This is a genomic window from Pseudotabrizicola formosa, from assembly GCF_002900965.1.
In the GTDB taxonomy this organism is placed as follows: Bacteria; Pseudomonadota; Alphaproteobacteria; order Rhodobacterales; family Rhodobacteraceae; genus Pseudotabrizicola; species Pseudotabrizicola formosa.
Map to the genome: position 1 here is coordinate 35,890 of NZ_PJOM01000004.1, position 16,153 is coordinate 52,042.

The window sequence follows — 16,153 nt, forward strand, 5'->3', positions numbered from 1 at the left end:
CTGGGACGCAACTCCTGATCGTTGCGTTCGCGGGTGCGCTTATGCCGATCCTCACCGGATCGGTGCTCACTCTGCATTTCGCCAGTCGAAAACTGCAACGTCTGGCGACCGAATGACAGGTAGGAGCTTATGAGGAGGCGAAAATGAAGCGCGACCCCAACAGCTGTCCCACACACCCGGGGGAACTGCTCCGCAAGGATGTGATCCCTGCGACGGGGGAATCCAAGGCAGCGGTCGCACGGTTACTCGGCATCTCGCGTCAGCACCTGCATAGCGTTCTGGCCGAGCGAAAGCGGGTAAGTCCAGAGGTCGCTGTGCGCCTTGCCAAGCTTTTCGGAAATGAGCCCCTGTTCTGGATCAGGATGCAGGGTGTCTATGACGCATGGCATGCTTGCCAAGACGTGGATGTTTCGGCGGTGCCGACGCTAATTCCTTCCGAGCGCGGCGTAGCAAGTCGCCGGTCGGCGTCTTCGCGGTGACCCCCATGCTCCAGTTCGACGGCCGTTGGAGATTTGACAGTCCAGGTCCGATAGAAACCGGCGTCGACAACGCTTTCCGTGACCTCATTAATCGGATTGCTGGACAAGCTCCGCGTAAATCCATCCTCGAGCATTTCAAGTCACGGTTTGCCTCTGCGGCCAACATCCAATACTGGCCGAGCAGCAACGAGCGGTTCGCCGCCGAGGATCTCACGACCGCCATGTCCGCAGCAGCGACGAACGCGCCTCTATTCATCGAAGCGTTCTGGCTCGGCTGTGAGGAACTCCGGCTCCGTCATCCCGAAATGGTGTTGCCCGACGCGGGTCGGATCAACCGCATCCTCACCGACACAAACGCCGGCTATCAGCTCGATCCGCCCCTGCTGGTTGCCACCCGTGTGCATATCCCCATCGCGGTTCCGACCCCGCCCCCATCACTGGATGTGCAGGCCCGGTCGCTCATCGAGCAGGCGCTGCAAGCCTCAGAACACGCCCTGGCCGAGGGGAACGGCCGACAGGCCGTCCAGGAAGTCTTGTGGCTACTGGAGACCATCTCCACTGCATTTCGCAGTCCTGAGGTGTTCGACGGCACCATTCAGGGACGCTACTTCAACAAAATAGTCGGTGAGTTGCGCCTGCGCGGTCGCGGGCATCAGGAACAGATCCTGCAATGGATGATGACATTGCATGGATACCTGTCCTCCCCCACCGGCGGCGGGGTGCGCCATGGCGTCGATCTCAAGGAAGGCCTCGCTCTGGGAATCGAAGAGGCGCGTCTCTACTGCAATCTCATCCGTAGCTACCTGACATTTCTCATGGCGGAGCATGAGCGCCTGACAAGGCGCGTCGCATGACCGTCTATATGACGAAGACGTGGGGATTTGGATCGCCATCCGGGCCACTTCAATTTAGCCAGCGCGGGTGGCGGGACCGAGCCCGCGGCCTCCTCCGGCCAGGCGATCTTGTAGTGATCGTCGGCACGATGGGCGATGAAACCCATTCCGAAGAGCGCGGCATGATCCTTGGCCTCATGGAGCCGACCACGACGATCGTCAGCTCACTCGACTACGACCTCGCCCGTGGCCCACGCGATTTCGATGAGGCTGGCAACTACCGCTGGCCGTTCGGGCTCGAACTCTTGCGTGCCTGGCGCTTCCTCGAAACAAGGACCGCCTTGTCGGCGATCTCGCCACGGCGCTTCAGCATGGATTCCGCGCAGGGAATCGTACCGCTCCTCGCAGATGAGGCCGAGGCGATCCTGCTCTTGCCCAGAGAACCGGTCGCGCTGCTCCGGCCCGCTCGAACCGAGGCACGGGTCGCGGGTCTAGAGGCAGCTCGCCGGCGAGGCGCACCGCCACCAACGACCAAGCGCACCGGCATCATGCATATGCGGAGGGCACCAGCCTTCACCTACGCCATGATGATCGAAGGCGCTTCACCCCCTTCGTTCAAGATTGGCTGGGCCTTTGACTGGAGGCGGCGGGAGCGCAATTTCAACCAGTCAGCCATGCCCGAGCTCGGTGGCGTTCGATACCGCACGATCCTCCACGAACTGTGGGACACGGCCATAGATGCCTTTCGCATGGAGCAGGCGATCCTCCACCATTTCGATGCTCTCCGGCATGCGCGCAATCAAGAGGTGGTATCCGCGGTCTCGGCGGACACGATCCAGAAGTCGTGGATCGATTACCTTTCGAACTACAGGAAGCGGAGCACACGGGGAGGAAAAGGCACATGAAGAAGCCGTCCGCGATGGTCAGCAAGAGCACCAGGTTTCCCTTCCAGGTTGCCGTATCCTGTTGGATTGACCTGCTCGGCTATGGCGAGATGATCTCCGCCTCCGGGTTCAATCCACTGCACGCCGAAGCGCGCGATGCCCTCGCTCGCATCAGGACGTTTCATCGCATCGTCGCCGACCACAGCGCGAGATACTTTCCGACATTGGTGATGAATGATGGGGCGGTCGCCTATCGTGATCTCTCCCTGCGAGCGCGTTCACCTACTCACGATTTTCTCGTGCGGGCGTGGAAGATGTTCGAGGCGGTCCGGATCGAGGACATGAAGAGTGGCCATCCAGGACCGCGGATGGTCTTGGCCTGCGGGTTTCGCATGCTGGGACGGCGTGCCGGCCTGGACGCGTCTCGCGACCACTTCAAATCAATCGTCGATCGGTTGCAGAGGGGCGATATCGGCGCCGAGCAAGCGGTACGCGAGGCAGCATCGATGCGGCCGCGCTTTGATATCGTCCCGCAACTGCAAGCGAACTTCGCCTTCACAAAAGCCTACATCGCCGAGCAGACCGGGACGAAGGGCAAACTTCCCGGTCCTGCATTCTACGTGGACATGGCGATATTCGGCGGCGACCGTCCGCAATGGATTGATCTGGGCCCTGACATTGACTGGGCACACCCCAAGTTGAACTTGCATGCGGTTTTCGCTGAGGTCCGTGGCATGCAGGATGGGCGACATCCGAGCGGCGGGCCGACCGATATTCGCGATGGCCTTGCCGTTGCGCAGACGCTTGCCAACGACCCAGATGTCCTTATGGCACTACGCGCCGCGGAAAAATCGTAGCCATCGCCCGGGAACGGTCCGCTTCCCATCGACGGCTTAGTCCGGGCATGCACCCTTTCCACCGGTCTGCTTCTTTGAACGCTTCTGACTGCGTCGGACCAAGGCGGCGGTCATCTCTGCCGGCCGCGATACATCCAACACAATGACCTCCAATTTGCCTTTCAGGGGTATCGGAATATCGTCAAGGAGCATCGTCTCCAGCCCCTTAGCGCTTGAAGGGGCTTCCCGGCCATCGCTCCGGGCGGGGATCGAAAACTCGGTCCCGAACCAGAAGACCAAATAAATTCCGTAGCCATCGGCCCCCACGTCCGATGCGTAGCCATTGAGCTGACTGAGGGGTGCCGTCCAAAGCTCCCTATTGTAGTGCCGCTTTGCTTCGATCGGCAGGTTCTTGCCGGCGTGGCTGAGTAGCAGAACGTCGGCTCGCTTGTTCTCCCCGCGCCGTGCTTCAGGGAAACTGCCGACAATCCCGTATCTCTCCAGACGAACCCGCATTAGTTCGAGCAGACGGTCCCGATCCTCGTTTTCGATCTGTGGTGTCGTTGCCGCTCCGTCCTTGTCGGTGTTCCAGAACCGCTTCCATGGGGTTTCGCTGCCTGTTCGCAACGTGCTCCTGTACCGATCGATCTCCTCAAGAACCACTGCTGTGAGATCTGCCGGACTTGCAGGGGCTCCCCCAGAAAGCGCCACGACGAGGTCACCCACCGGCGGCGCCGCATAGAGATCATCCCGCTTCATCCTGGCATGTTCGGCGGCCGCGTGGGCGAGTTGCGGCTTCCAACTCGGATGTACCTCTGATGAGAGCGTTCTTAGAATCTCGCCTGCGTCGGCACTTTTCGAAGCGCTCAGACGACGGATGGCTGCCCTGATGATCCCGCTGACGGTGTTGGAGTGCAGCCAGTCATCGTCGTCGGCCTCGTGGGCTTTCCCAAGAACTGCGATTCGGATGCGATCCAGCACATTGGGCTGCGGAGATAGTTCAAAGAGGGCAGTCGCCAGATCGCCGTTGGGCCGCAACAACGCGCCTCGGACCTGCTCATCGGGAACTTCGGCAGAAAAAGTAGTCGGATCGAGAGCCAGCGCAACAAAGCTCCAGATCTCGCGCTGCTCATCACCTAGATCGGTTCGCTTTAGTGCCTCGTCGGCAAAGCCCGCCAAATCGTCGTCAGCAAGAACAGATGCAGCAGCGACCAAAGCCTGCCGCAATGCGGGCATCGGCAGGTGGGGCCGATGGTTCAGCAGTTCATGAAGGATGGCGGCGATGAACCCATGCTCTTCGGCGCTCACCAAGTGATGAAGGCCATCGAGATCGTCGTCTCCAGCGTCAAGGGCAGCATTCCAGTACCGCAACATCTGGCTGACGCCCTGCTCGCGATCCTGCGCGAGACGTTGCACCGCCCAAGTGGCAAGCCAGGGTCCGTCGTCGCCCGCAAAATAGCTCTGACGCATTCCAACCAGCGCGCAGACCAGTGGGGCCGCTGCAAGCTCGGCTTCCCGACCATGCAAGAGCCCCTGATGTATTCCAGCGGCTACAACATATTCCTGAGCGTAGGCGCCGTTGGTTGCCTCCGCCCGTCCGAGACTCTCCGCATCGACCTTGATGTCGGTGTGTATCGCGAACTGGACAAACCCTTCTGCAATGGCTGCGGCAATCTCCTCATTGGTATAGGTCGTGACTTTGGCGAGCGGCTCCTCCTTCTTTGATATTCTCGCGTTGCGGTAATGGTCGGCGGCCCACTTCAGCGCGCCGAACTCGCTCGCGACGCCGCTCGCGATCGCGGCGAGCTTCGGTGTCAACTCAGCGATGTTGTCTTTCCGTGAGACTTCTGTCTTTGCGTCCTGCTGAGCCTGCCTTTGCGCCTGCTGCTTTTTCCACTTGGCGTTCGGATCGGACAGCAGCGACTTTATGAATCCAACGTGGCCACCTTCCTCTTTGAGAATGACGACCATCTTTTCGCGCCACGTCGACCAATGCGCCTCACCGCGCGCCGTGTACGCGGCAATCTGAAAGAGCCGTTTGCGCCGTGGTCCCTTCGCCTCGTCCCGGGCCAACGCAATCAGCGCCTCCACCAAGGACTCCGACGGAAGGCGGCGCATGGTCGAAATGTATTGGTTCACAACAACCCAAGGCCCATCTGTGGGTTCGCCGGATTTCGCCATGGCGAGAAAAAAGTCCAGCTCCCGCGGCTGAGGTTCGGCGTCCATCCACTTCTGTATCACCTCGACCACGCCGCTATCGAGCATGTCCCAGACATGCTCGCGGGCATTGTTTATCCAAGTCCACAAGCGCTCGGCGTCAACATCGGGACGACGCTCAATTGTGGAGACCAGCGCCTGATCGATGAAGAAGCGAACTTGCGATTTCTGTCGGCGCCCGCCAGTCGACCCGTGCAAAATCGGTAGTTCGAAGAGGTCTTCCGGGGTAGACCGACGCAGGGCAAGAGCCAGCGCATTCAAAGCCCCGCGGTCTTTCACCTCATCATCATCATCCGATGGTGCGGGCAGTGCGCTGAAGTCAGCCAGGAGTTTTCGGATCTCGGATGCCGCTATCGCGTCGGCCGGCATCCCCGCCAGCAGTCTCGCCCTCAGTACCACCTGGCCGGCGTCGACGGGCTGACGCTCCAGCTCCGATATCAGGGCTCGCCGTATTGCCGTTCGGTCCCCTCCGGCTCTGACGGTCACTTCCGAGGCGCGTTCCCGCATCCACAACGGTCGGCCGGCTTCGAGAACGATCTCACGAAGTTTGCTCTGTATTCCCTGCACCGGCGGTCCATCTGCAAGAGCCTGCAGGACGGTAAGTTGGAGATGCCTACGGACGTCCGTGTCCAAGATCGTCGCGAAATCTCCGGCAAGATCCTCGCCGGCAAGCCCGCCCAGTACGGTCGCGTCGTCCTGCGCCGACAGGAAATAGGGATCGTCCCGGTCAAGATTGAAAAGGATCGCTTTTCGCCCGGAGGTGTCGAAAGCGGCAGCATCGCCATAGGCGAGCACGGTCGCGGCATCGCGATCGATGAGACGGAGTGCGCCCTGGGTGTCTCCCAGCTTATGAAGATGCGCCGCGAACCAGGCATAAAGTCCTCGAAGCTCGCTGGGTGCCTGGCGATCCGCGCCGGTGATGAACGCGAGGGCACGACGCAGGGGGAAAGCGTGATTGTTTCCCGTCCCCGTCACGATCCTTGCCAGGAAACGAGCAGCGAGAAACTCCGCCACTGTGCGATGGCAGACCTCGAAGGCATGACCCTCGCCGCGAAACAACGCCGTGTCCAAGGCGGCAGCGACCTGTGCAGGCTCGATGTCGAGCCCGTTGGTGCTCAGATACTCATTCGCGCTATCCGAATGAGGCGGCATGGCATTGGAGCGCCAGACCGCCCTGGCACCGGAAGCAAGGACGTAAAAGAATAGTCTGGAAGCAGTTTCGACAATGGCCTCGACGCTAGGTCTGGGATCGGTCACGCGTTCGGGATCGTACTCGTGGGCCAGTGCCCAGATGGCCTTTTCGAACAACTCGAAGCGCGTTCGAGGCCATGTTCCATCGGCCACCACGACCGAGTGAAGTAGCCGGAGACTCAGGGGGCTTTCGAGAAAGGCCGCTGCGCCGCGCGTCCGCGCCTCGATCACGAATGCTCGCGGATCAGCAGCGCCAAGCGCTGTGAGGACGGCCTGGGCCTCAGTTTCGTCCAAGGGCAGAAGGCGCGCGACGACGATGGAGCCGTTGTTGGCCGCCCGTCGCATGGCCCCAAGATCTGCGGCATCACGCCAGTCCTCAGCCCGACAGGTCAGGCGCCAGCGATGGCGTTTGCTCGCTGACAACGCGCTGGCAAGTTGCAGGAGCTTGTCTTTGCCGTTCTCGCCCGTCCGATATTCGTCTAAGGCATCGAGATATACCGTATCGGCGGCCGGCAGCGCCGCGCCACTCATCGCTTCACGACAGGTGAAGACCTCGCCCCCTTCGGCCGCGGCCTCATAGCGCAACGCCGTCGACTTCCCGAGGCCGGGCTCGCCAAGCAGAACGACGAACGGTTCGTCGCGCAGCGAGCTCAGTTGGCGCTCGCTCGCTTCTGCCTCGCTGTGAACAAGGACGCGTCGGTCCAAGGATGCAATCTTCATGAGCAAAAATACTTTCGCTTCTGTCAGCGACAAAGAACAAAATGCGAGTCCTTGCCCGCTACACGCTCAGCAGACCTTGAAACACGCCTTCGTAGGGCAGCTTTTCGTCCCCAATTTCCGAAAAGCCGACAGTCTTGGGCAAGCTCCTACCCAAATCTGATCACGGTGAAAATCAGATTCTGATCGACGGAAACCCTCCGTATGCTGCGCATCGTCGGCGCGCTTAGCCTATTTCATTCCTTGATCTTTGTGCCAAGGCTTAGCGCACCTCCGGCGAGCTACAGGAAGCCCCAAACGGGGATGCTTTTGCAAGGTTGAAGTCCACCAGGTTCGCGATGGATAAGGCAGCAGATATAATCACTGCTCGCTCTTGCGTAGCGCGGCTAATAGCCCTTGAGCTATGATGATTGATTATCGTCTATGGACTATATTGACAGAATATCGCCAAAAGACTATCAGAGCCTATGCTGAACGCGCCTGCATATCCCATCAGAAGCCTTCGGCAAGCCGGGGCCGTCCTGCGCGCCAGGCGTGCTTCGCGCAGGATCAGCCAGAAGCAATTGGGGCAGATGACGGGAACGGCACAATCTACCATCTCGGACATCGAGAATGGCGTGGTGTCGGTCAGCCTCGATGTCTATCTGCGCCTCCTCGAAGCTCTGGATGCGGAGTTGTCAGCGACCGATCGTCTGGTCGACCGGGACGTGACCTGAGATGGCGCGTATTGCCCGCGCTGCTCGCGGCACACGCCAGAGCCAGACCGCAGTCTGGTACGAGAGATCCAGGGTAGGCACGCTGGCGCGTGCGACCGATGGAGCGATCAGCTTCACCTATGATGCTGCATGGCTCGTGTCCGAGACAGCCTTTCCTGTGGCCAGCGCCTTGCCGCTGTTGAAGGCCAGATGGCAAGGCGATCCCGTGGTGGCGGCCTTCGACAACCTTCTGCCCGACGCGGAGGGTGAGCTGCGCGAAAAGATCGCCGCACGAGTTGGTGCACAGGGCAAGGATGTATTCTCGCTGCTATCGGTGTTGGGGCGCGACTGCGTCGGTGCGCTCCAGTTTCTGCCGATGGATGAGGCCCCTGCAGAACAGGACATGCAGTATCGGCTCATCTCGGAAGAAGAGATGGTTGCCGATCTGAGAAATCTCGCGGCTGCCCCGCTCGCGCAAGGCGACGATGAGGATTTCAGGATTTCCATCGCAGGCGCCCAGGAAAAGACTGCCTATCTGCATGTGGATGGTCAGTGGGCAAAGCCGCGCGGCATCACGCCCACCAGTCATATCTTTAAGACACCCATGGGCATCCTGCCCGGCCCGGACCAGATCGACTTAAGCGACAGCGTCGAAAACGAACTGTTCTGCATGACCCTTGCACGGGAAATCGGGTTGCCCGCCGCGCATGTCGAGAAGATCGTCCTTCCCGGGCAAGTAGTACTGTCGGTCGAACGATTCGATCGGGTTTGGCAGGGTGAGACGCTAAAACGTTTGCCACAGGAGGATATTTGCCAGTCGCTGGGGTACCCCTCAGCTATGAAGTACCAGAAGGTGGGCGGCCCGGGCATCGCGCAAATCATGGAGCTTTTGCGGGAATCCGATACACCGATCGAGGATCGGGAGACCTTCTTTCAGGCGCAGATTTTCTACTTCCTGATCGGTGCGTCGGATGGCCATGCCAAGAATTTTAGTTTGCGTCTGGGACGCCAGGGCCGCTTCAGCCTCGCGCCCCTGTATGACATCCTGAGCGTCGCTCCAGTCGTTCGCGCCGGGCGCTTGCAGCGCAAGCGTTACCGGCTCGCCATGTCGGTCGATGGCCATTACGGCGTTGACGAGATCGTGCCCCGACACTTCGAGTCCGAAGGGCGCGCCGCAGGTCTTCCCAAGGGCCGCGCCTTGGAGCTGCTGCAGGACGTGACGGACCAGCTGGGTCCGGCGCTGGAACGCGCGATGGTGGCAGTCGGCACCCAGGTGCCTCAAAGCGTCAGCGACCCGATAGCAGATGACGCGATGCAGCGGGCTGCGCAGGTCAAGGAACTGCTTTAGGGATCTGGCCCCTTGGTGGCCAACCCTGCTAGCGCCTTGTCAACCTCTCGCGTCATCGCAACTTGTCTTGCCTCCCAGAGGGTGCGGAAGTTTTCGACGAAGTCGACAAAGAACCCCGCGAAGGTGCGGATAGTGGTCATGTCTTCGACGGTGAAAGGGATCGGGCGGCCGCGCAGTTTGGCCTCGTTGAGTTTGCGGGCCACTTGGTTGATTGCGGCGCCGTGTGTCTTAATCTCTGCGCCCCAGTCTTGAATCTGGTCGATCAGGCTCTGATCGGTCGGACGCAGCAGGACATCCGCAGCACCCATCAGGCAACGCAGTGCGGCGGGGTGGTCAGTGATGTCCCGCTTCACCATCCCGTTCTTGAAGCCCGCCAGTTCGCGTCTACTGACGCGTAGGCTGATCGTTCGGGTGCGCGACGGGCACGCTCCTTGGGCCTTGGTCAACGTGTTGTAGACCGTCCGGCGCGAGACCCCGAATTGGCGGGCAAGCGCCTTGACGGGCGTGCCTTCGGCGCGGGTTTCGATGATCTGGCGGCGTTCGTCGTCGGTCAGTTTGCGGTGGTGGCGCATGTGAAGTTTACGTTCCTATTTCTTGCCAACTTCATCCAAGCTTCCCGCCTCCCAGCGTCAGCGGAGGCGGATCAGAGGCTTGGAGTCCGTTTCAGTGGTTCTGCTTGGTGGGGCGGGATGCGGGGCGCGATGCGGGAAACGTGAAGCGTGTGGCGGCGAGCACGGAACGCGGCGCAGAGGACGCAATGCGGTGGGCGAGGTGCAGAAGACACGGGGCGCGATGCACGGTCCAGAAAGCCCAATGCACGGGACGCAGTGCGCGGTGCGCCCTGCCAAGAACGCGCCTCTCATGCCGCCAGCCCCGCCGCGCGCAGCTGGCCATCGGTCACCAACCCCGCCGTCACCAGCGCCGCCAACTGCGGGGCGGTGATGTGCTTGCACATCGGGCTGCGGTCGCGGACCCAAGTGGCCAGCCGGGCGTGGTGGTCGGCCGCGAGGGCCGTCTGCGCCTGCCGCTCCTCGGCCAACGCATCGAGGAAGCGCTGCCACCGCCGGTCGGCGAACCAGTTATCCGCGAAACAGACTTTTGACCTCGTGAAGCCCACACTCTCGGTGGCGTAGGCCTGCACAGCGCGCAGCAGGTCGTCGGGGTCAACACCCTCCTTCACGGCCTCCCTGATCCGGGCAAGGCACGCAGCTTTGCCGCGTTGCCGGTCCTTCGGGTAGGCGGCCAAGATCTTCTCGAACCTTTCATCCTCCACTGCCGCCGCCTTCGCGCGCTCGCGCGTAGGTGGTTTATGGATGGTTTTAGGGTGGTTTGGGGTCCACAGTGGACCCCGTACCCCGTCCACGGTGGACCCCGTACCGGGTTCAGGCTGGACGGGGTCCACCGTGGACCCCGTCCCGTCATCGGGTTCGGCCATCGATTCCAATTGCATCACGCGTGCCAGAACGATGCGATAGATCACTGTGAAACCATTCTTGCAGGGGCGGCGTCCGGTTTCGATCAAGATGCCCTCGCGCAGGAAATCGCTGATCGTCCGCTTCACGGTGCTTTCGCCCAGCTCGGTGTGGCGCTGGACCGTGCCCTTTGAGCACCAGATGCCAGAGCCATCGTCGCTCGCCTTGTCGGCCAGGAACATGATGATCTGTTTGCGGGCGGCACTGCCGAACCTGCGGTCGGCACATTCGTTCGCAACGCGCCAGCTCATTGCAGGGCCTCAACTTGTACAGGTTTTGTACAGAAATCCCGACTGCCGCCCCAGATTTCCCGCGAAATCAAACGGGCGTTTCCGCAGCCGCCTTCGCAAGCCCCTGACAAAACTCTATGTTTTATTGGGTTTTTTGGTGACCCCGACAGGATTCGAACCTGTAACCTGCCCCTTAGGAGGGGGCTGCTCTATCCAGTTGAGCCACGGGACCACGCATTTCCTTCATGCGGAAAAACCCATCTGGTTTCAAGCGTGGACTTCGGGACAAAGACGTGGCGGGCGGTAAAAGGGGGAGTGAGTTTTGGCCCACCACTCCCCCTCAGGGTCCAGCGCGTCCGGGTTGAGAGCTTGCAAGGCGCGCAGGATTTCACCAGCCTGTCGATGCGGCTGTTAGCGGTAACATAACAGATGAAACGGTCTTGGACAAGGGATCTGTTTGGCGCTAACAAGAAAAGGCTCCGCCGCAGAAGGCCGTATCCATTGACAAAGCCCGTTGTTCCCGATTTCCGCCGTACCCTGACCTTGCGCGATGTCTCCGAAGCATCGGGCGTCAGTGAAATGACTGTCAGCCGCGTGCTGCGCAACCGTGGCGATGTTTCGGACAGCACGCGCGAGCGCGTGCTGGAGGCGGCACGGCGGTTGGGCTATGTGCCCAACAAGATCGCGGGTGCCTTGGCCAGCCAGCGGGTCAATCTGGTGGGAGTCATCATCCCCTCGCTGTCGAACATGGTCTTTCCCGAAGTGATGACCGGAATTTCCGATGTGCTGGAAGACACCGGGTTGCAGCCGGTGGTTGGGGTCACAAACTACCTGCCGGAACGCGAGGAAGCGGTCATCTATGAGATGCTGAGCTGGCGGCCTTCCGGGTTGATCCTGGCCGGGCTGGAACACAGCGAAGCCAGTCAGGCCATGCTGGCGCAGGCGGGTGTGCCAGTGGTGGAGATCATGGATATCGACGGCACGCCGGTGGATTCCGCCGTGGGGATTTCCCATCGCCGGGCGGGGCGGCAAATGGCCGAAGAAATTGTGGCCGCGGGGTATCGGCGCATTGCCTTTCTGGGCACGCAAATGCCGAATGACCACCGTGCCAAGAAGCGGCTGGCCGGATTTGAAGAAGCCCTGGCCCGTGCAGGGCTGACACTGGCCGATCGGGAGTTCTATTCGGGCGGGTCTGCCCTGCTGAAAGGCCGCGAGATGACCGAAGCGGTTCTCAAGCGCAGCCCGGATGTCGATTTTCTCTATTACTCCAATGATATGATTGGTGCGGGCGGGTTGCTGTACTGTCTTGCCGAAGGAATTGACGTGCCGGGACGCGTAGGCTTGGCCGGGTTCAACGGGGTGGAGTTGCTGGACGGTCTGCCGCGACGCCTGGCAACGATGGACGCGTGCCGCCTGGATATCGGACGGCTGGCCGCAGAGATCATCGCGGGCAAGCGCCCCGACGGGATTGTCAGCGGTGAGATCATCGAGCTGTCGCCAACCTTGCAACGGGGCGACACCATCCGCAACGGTTAGGTCGGCGGCACCAGCCGTTTGATCGCGGCCACATGGTCTGCACTTGCAGCCATGGCATCCTGCGCCAGCGCCTGCGCCTCGACCATCAGAGCCTCTGGAGCGGTGACACGATCAATCAACCCCCAGTCAAGGGCTTCGGCCGCGTCGATGTGAACGCCGCCCATCAGAATCATCTTGGTGCGCGCCGGGCCGATCAGCGCTGCCATGCGCCTCGGGTCAGTGGGTTGCGGCAAAAAGCCGAGTTTCATCACCGGATAGAAGAATTTGGCCGAAGCCACCGACAGCCGCACATCGCAGGCCAAGACCATTCCCATCGCGCCGCCCGCCAGCGTGCCATTCAGCGCGGCGATGGTCAGACAGGGCAGGCCGGCCACCCGGGCAGACAGTCGTTCCCACACCGGGTCAACGGCCAGCCCGGCGCGGGCATCATCAAGATCAGCCCCGGCAGAAAAGACATGGCCCGCCCCGGTCAGGATAACGGCACGCACTCCCTTGAGTTCGGCATGCGCAAGGGCGGCATCCAGTTCCTCCAGCATAAGGCGGGTCAGTGAATTGGCCTTGTCCGGACGGTTCAGCGTCAGGGTCAGCAGCCGGCCGTCAAGTTCGACATTGATCATTCCAACACTCCGATGGCGCGGCGAATGGACTCGTCGCGCAGTTTCACTTCCTCGCCAAGCCAGGCGTCACCGCCCGGACCGCACATCCACAGCAGGCACTTTGCGGGCCATTCCGGCGGCACATGCACCGCCGGGTCAAGCGCAGCGACGGGATTGATCCCGCTGGCCTTTATTCTGACCTGCATGTCGGTGGCGACCGTTCCCGGGGACAGGCCCATGATGCGCAATCCGTTGCTGCCTTCTTCCAGATGGGCGGCGCGGGTCAGCATGGCGGCCCCGGCCTTGGCGGCACAATAGGCGCTCCACCCTTCATAAGGGTTACTGGCCGCCCCAGAACTTACGGTAATGATCGTGCCGCCCCCTCCCGCCTTCATCACCGGTATGGCCGCGTGCATGCCGTTGAAAACCCCCTTGAGGTTCACATCGATGGACTGGCCCCAGATCTGCGCATCCGCGTCTTCCAACCGGGCGATGGGGTCGATCATGCCGGCATTGTTGATCAGTGCGTCCAGCCGGCCCCAGCGGTGCAGCACAGTCTGCACGGCGGTCTGCATGGCAGCCGGATCGGCCACATCGCAGGGCAGCGCCATGGCGGCAGCACTGATCTGGTCTGCCAGCGTCTCTATATCGGCCCCAGACCGGGCGACCAGCGCGACCCGCCATCCCGCATCTGCAAAGACACGGGCCGCAGCGGCCCCGATACCGCGACTGGCCCCGGTGATGATGACGGTCTTATCGGTCATGGTCCGCTCCATTCTGCTTTGACAGGCACAGTTAGCAGCAGCGGACCACAGTCGGAAAGTCTTGACCCGCCTGTGTGGCCCGGGAAGGATGTGGTTCATTCCAAAGGCTGGCGCACGAGGTGCAGTATGCGAGACGCAACAGGAGCAGCGTCCTGTGCCGTTCTGGGGCAAGTGTGATGACTTGCAGGCCCGGCCCTGACGGACTACCTCGGCCAGAGCACAGTGCAAGGAAACCGCCATGACCGATCTTTCGCGCCTGACCGATGCCCTTTTGTCTGCCGCCCGGCGCGCCGGTGCGGATGAGGCGGATGCGCTTGCCATGGGTGGCACCTCGCTGTCGATCGACATCCGTGCGGGCAAGCTGGAACAGGCGGAACGCTCCGAAGGGGTAGAAATCGGTCTGCGCGTCCTCATCGGCGGGCGGCAGGCCTGCGTTTCGGCCTCGGATATCTCTGATGCGACGATCGCAGCCCTTGCCGAACGGGCCGTCGCCATGGCGCGTGAGGCCCCGGCAGACCCGACCGTGGGGCTGGCAGACCCCGGTCAGATTGCACGCAGCTGGGATCTTGCCGCACTGGAACTGGCCGATCCGGCTCCAGAACCCAGTGCAGCAGAGCTGGAGGCGGCGGCACGGGCGGTAGAGGCGGCGGCGATGGACCGGGCCGGGATCACCCAAGTAGAGGCATCGGCCAGCTATGGCCGCCGGGCGATGCATCTGGCGGCGTCGAACGGGTTTTCCGGCGGCTATGGCCGCACATCACATTCGCTGTCAGCGGTCGCCTTCACCGGGGAAGGCACCGCGATGGAACGTGACTGGGCTGCAGAGGGGCGCATTTACGCCAGTGACATGCCGGAGGCAGAAGGAATCGGCCAACTGGCCAGCGAACGCGCCTTGCAGCGCGCGGGGGCGGTACGACCCAAGACCGGCACCTATCCGGTGCTGTTTGATGAACGCGTGGCCTCCAGTTTGATCGGGCACTTGCTGTCGGCCACCAATGGCGCGGCCATTGCACGGGGCGCGTCCTGGCTGCGCGATGCCTTGGGCCAGCAGGTGCTGCCTGCGCATCTGTCGGTGATAGAGGACCCGCACCGGGTGCGGATCGGGGCCAGCCGCCCGTTTGATGGCGAAGGGCTGCCGACCCAGCGTCGGGTGATCGTGGAAAACGGCGTGTTGACGGGGTGGACCCTGGATCTGGCCACGGGGCGCAAGCTGGGGATGCCATCCACGGCCAATGCGGCGCGGGGGGCCTCTTCGCCGCCTTCGCCATCGACCAGCAACATCGACCTGACACCAGGCAGCCTCAGCCGCGATGATCTGCTGGCGCAGATGGGCACCGGGTTGCTGGTGACCTCAATGATCGGCTCCACCATCAGTCCGACCACCGGCGATTATTCCCGCGGCGCAGCGGGGTTCTGGGTGGAGAACGGGGTGATCCAGTATCCGGTGAATGAATGCACCATCGCCGGCAATCTGCGCGACATGCTGCTGCGGATCATCCCGGCCAATGATGCGCGCGCGCATCTGTCCACCCGCGTGCCATCGCTGCTGATCGACGGGATGACCCTTGCCGGAGCGTGATCTGGATCTGCTGGCCGAGGCGGCCCGCGACGCGGGCAACATTGCCATGCGCTTCTGGCGCCGCGATCCGCAGGTCTGGGACAAGGGCGGCGATCATGGTCCGGTGACCGAGGCGGATCTGGCCGTCAACGACATGCTGAAATCACGGCTGCTGGCGGCGCGGCCAGATTACGGTTGGCTGTCCGAGGAAACGCCGGACTCGGCGGAGCGTCTGGCAACGCAGCGCGTGTTCATTCTGGACCCGATTGATGGCACCCGGGCCTTTGTGGCTGGCGAAGACAACTTTGCCGTGTCGCTGGCAGTGGCAGAAGCTGGGCGCGTGATTGCGGGGGCGGTGATGATGCCCGCCAAAAACCGGCTCTATACCGGCGAAATCGACGGCCCGGCACGGTGCAATGGCAATGTGATCCGCACTGGCACGCGGGCCGATCTGGTGGGGTCAAACCTGCTGGCGACCAAGGCCAATATGGAACCGTCGCATTGGCCAGGCGGCGTGCCAGAGTTGAAACGCAGCTTCCGCACCTCGCTCGCCTATCGGCTGTGCCTGGCGGCCGAGGGCCGCTATGACGGGATGATCACCTTCCGCGACACCTGGGAATGGGACATCGCGGCGGGCAGCCTGATCTGCGACTGCGCCGGAGCACGGGTGACCGACCGCATCGGTGCCGCGCTGCGGTTCAACTCTCCCGGTGCCATGACGGCGGGGATTATTGCGACCAACCCGGCCCTGCACAGCGCCATCATGGCACGGTTGTAACAAAAAAGGGGAAGGCCAC

14 protein-coding genes and 1 tRNA gene are annotated in these 16,153 nt (G+C 62.1%); 9 read left to right on the top strand and 6 right to left on the bottom strand.

The genetic code is table 11. The features are described 5' to 3' along the window. Positions 1–143 precede the first annotated feature (143 nt). Genes CXR43_RS18235 through CXR43_RS14150 form a run of 4 tightly spaced genes read left to right on the top strand, consistent with a single transcriptional unit; the run spans position 144 to position 3,053 of the window. Positions 144–479: a HigA family addiction module antitoxin gene (locus tag CXR43_RS18235; RefSeq protein ID WP_103334853.1), complete on the top strand. Its 336-nt coding sequence runs from the start codon at positions 144–146 to the stop codon at positions 477–479. 5 nt (positions 480–484) lie between these two features. After that, positions 485–1,333: a hypothetical protein gene (locus CXR43_RS14140; protein WP_103334856.1), complete on the top strand. Its 849-nt coding sequence runs from the start codon at positions 485–487 to the stop codon at positions 1,331–1,333. Continuing rightward, positions 1,330–2,217 (top strand): hypothetical protein, encoded by an 888-nt coding sequence (locus CXR43_RS14145; RefSeq protein WP_103334858.1) that lies wholly within the window; start codon positions 1,330–1,332, stop codon positions 2,215–2,217. The genes CXR43_RS14140 and CXR43_RS14145 overlap by 4 nt, the downstream gene beginning before the upstream one ends. After that, positions 2,214–3,053 (top strand): hypothetical protein, encoded by an 840-nt coding sequence (locus CXR43_RS14150; protein WP_210402101.1) that lies wholly within the window; start codon positions 2,214–2,216, stop codon positions 3,051–3,053. Before CXR43_RS14145 ends, CXR43_RS14150 begins: the two co-directional genes overlap by 4 nt. A gap of 36 nt (positions 3,054–3,089) precedes the next feature. On the opposite strand, the gene CXR43_RS14155 is transcribed toward CXR43_RS14150, so the two are convergent. Next, a complete protein-coding gene (locus CXR43_RS14155) occupies positions 3,090–7,193 on the bottom strand; it encodes an NACHT domain-containing protein (RefSeq protein WP_146036530.1) in 4,104 nt (1,367 codons plus the stop codon). A 431-nt stretch (positions 7,194–7,624) separates the two neighbouring features. Between CXR43_RS14155 and CXR43_RS14160 the strand changes: the two genes are divergently transcribed. Both CXR43_RS14160 and CXR43_RS14165 read left to right on the top strand, forming a co-directional pair. Next, a complete protein-coding gene (locus CXR43_RS14160; protein ID WP_103334863.1) occupies positions 7,625–7,873 on the top strand; it encodes a helix-turn-helix domain-containing protein in 249 nt (82 codons plus the stop codon). Between the two features lies 1 nt (position 7,874). Continuing rightward, positions 7,875–9,200 carry a type II toxin-antitoxin system HipA family toxin gene (locus CXR43_RS14165; RefSeq protein ID WP_103334866.1) on the top strand — a complete coding sequence of 442 codons (1,326 nt, stop codon included), beginning with the start codon at positions 7,875–7,877 and terminating at the stop codon, positions 9,198–9,200. On the opposite strand, the gene CXR43_RS14170 is transcribed toward CXR43_RS14165, so the two are convergent. The 3 genes from CXR43_RS14170 to CXR43_RS14180 form a co-directional block, all read right to left on the bottom strand. Continuing rightward, positions 9,197–9,772 (bottom strand): helix-turn-helix domain-containing protein, encoded by a 576-nt coding sequence (locus CXR43_RS14170; protein WP_103334868.1) that lies wholly within the window; start codon positions 9,770–9,772, stop codon positions 9,197–9,199. The genes CXR43_RS14165 and CXR43_RS14170 overlap by 4 nt on opposite strands. A gap of 287 nt (positions 9,773–10,059) precedes the next feature. Next, positions 10,060–10,923, bottom strand: a complete 864-nt coding sequence (locus CXR43_RS14175) for a hypothetical protein (RefSeq protein WP_103334871.1) — start codon at positions 10,921–10,923, stop codon at positions 10,060–10,062. A gap of 134 nt (positions 10,924–11,057) precedes the next feature. Beyond that, positions 11,058–11,134, bottom strand: a tRNA-Arg gene (locus CXR43_RS14180). 269 nt (positions 11,135–11,403) lie between these two features. On the opposite strand from CXR43_RS14180, the gene CXR43_RS14185 reads away from it, so the two are divergent. Then, entirely contained in the window at positions 11,404–12,438 is a 1,035-nt protein-coding gene (locus tag CXR43_RS14185; RefSeq protein ID WP_267134643.1) for a LacI family DNA-binding transcriptional regulator, read from the top strand. On the opposite strand, the gene CXR43_RS14190 is transcribed toward CXR43_RS14185, so the two are convergent. Then, positions 12,435–13,055 (bottom strand): enoyl-CoA hydratase/isomerase family protein, encoded by a 621-nt coding sequence (locus tag CXR43_RS14190; RefSeq protein WP_103334876.1) that lies wholly within the window; start codon positions 13,053–13,055, stop codon positions 12,435–12,437. The genes CXR43_RS14185 and CXR43_RS14190 overlap by 4 nt on opposite strands. Next, the gene (locus tag CXR43_RS14195) at positions 13,052–13,798 is read right to left on the bottom strand and encodes an SDR family oxidoreductase (protein WP_103335354.1); all 747 of its coding nucleotides are present in this window, start codon (positions 13,796–13,798) and stop codon (positions 13,052–13,054) included. The genes CXR43_RS14190 and CXR43_RS14195 overlap by 4 nt, the downstream gene beginning before the upstream one ends. 238 nt (positions 13,799–14,036) lie before the next feature. Here CXR43_RS14195 and CXR43_RS14200 point away from each other — a divergent pair, with 238 nt between their 5' ends. Next, positions 14,037–15,377, top strand: coding sequence for a TldD/PmbA family protein (locus CXR43_RS14200; RefSeq protein WP_103334879.1), 1,341 nt, complete (start codon positions 14,037–14,039; stop codon positions 15,375–15,377). After that, positions 15,364–16,134 carry a 3'(2'),5'-bisphosphate nucleotidase CysQ gene (locus CXR43_RS14205; protein ID WP_103334882.1) on the top strand — a complete coding sequence of 257 codons (771 nt, stop codon included), beginning with the start codon at positions 15,364–15,366 and terminating at the stop codon, positions 16,132–16,134. Before CXR43_RS14200 ends, CXR43_RS14205 begins: the two co-directional genes overlap by 14 nt. Positions 16,135–16,153 lie beyond the last annotated feature (19 nt).

Excerpts from the sequence above, each read along its gene's own strand:
- CXR43_RS18235 (WP_103334853.1), top strand. The coding sequence starts at position 144 with ATGAAGCGCGACCCCAACAGCTGTCCCACACACCCGGGGGAACTGCTC.
- CXR43_RS14140 (WP_103334856.1), top strand. The coding sequence starts at position 485 with ATGCTCCAGTTCGACGGCCGTTGGAGATTTGACAGTCCAGGTCCGATA.
- CXR43_RS14145 (WP_103334858.1), top strand. The coding sequence starts at position 1,330 with ATGACCGTCTATATGACGAAGACGTGGGGATTTGGATCGCCATCCGGG.
- CXR43_RS14150 (WP_210402101.1), top strand. The coding sequence starts at position 2,214 with ATGAAGAAGCCGTCCGCGATGGTCAGCAAGAGCACCAGGTTTCCCTTC.
- CXR43_RS14160 (WP_103334863.1), top strand. The coding sequence starts at position 7,625 with ATGCTGAACGCGCCTGCATATCCCATCAGAAGCCTTCGGCAAGCCGGG.
- CXR43_RS14165 (WP_103334866.1), top strand. The coding sequence starts at position 7,875 with ATGGCGCGTATTGCCCGCGCTGCTCGCGGCACACGCCAGAGCCAGACC.
- CXR43_RS14170 (WP_103334868.1), bottom strand. The coding sequence starts at position 9,772 with ATGCGCCACCACCGCAAACTGACCGACGACGAACGCCGCCAGATCATC.
- CXR43_RS14175 (WP_103334871.1), bottom strand. The coding sequence starts at position 10,923 with ATGAGCTGGCGCGTTGCGAACGAATGTGCCGACCGCAGGTTCGGCAGT.
- CXR43_RS14190 (WP_103334876.1), bottom strand. The coding sequence starts at position 13,055 with ATGATCAATGTCGAACTTGACGGCCGGCTGCTGACCCTGACGCTGAAC.
- CXR43_RS14195 (WP_103335354.1), bottom strand. The coding sequence starts at position 13,798 with ATGACCGATAAGACCGTCATCATCACCGGGGCCAGTCGCGGTATCGGG.
- CXR43_RS14200 (WP_103334879.1), top strand. The coding sequence starts at position 14,037 with ATGACCGATCTTTCGCGCCTGACCGATGCCCTTTTGTCTGCCGCCCGG.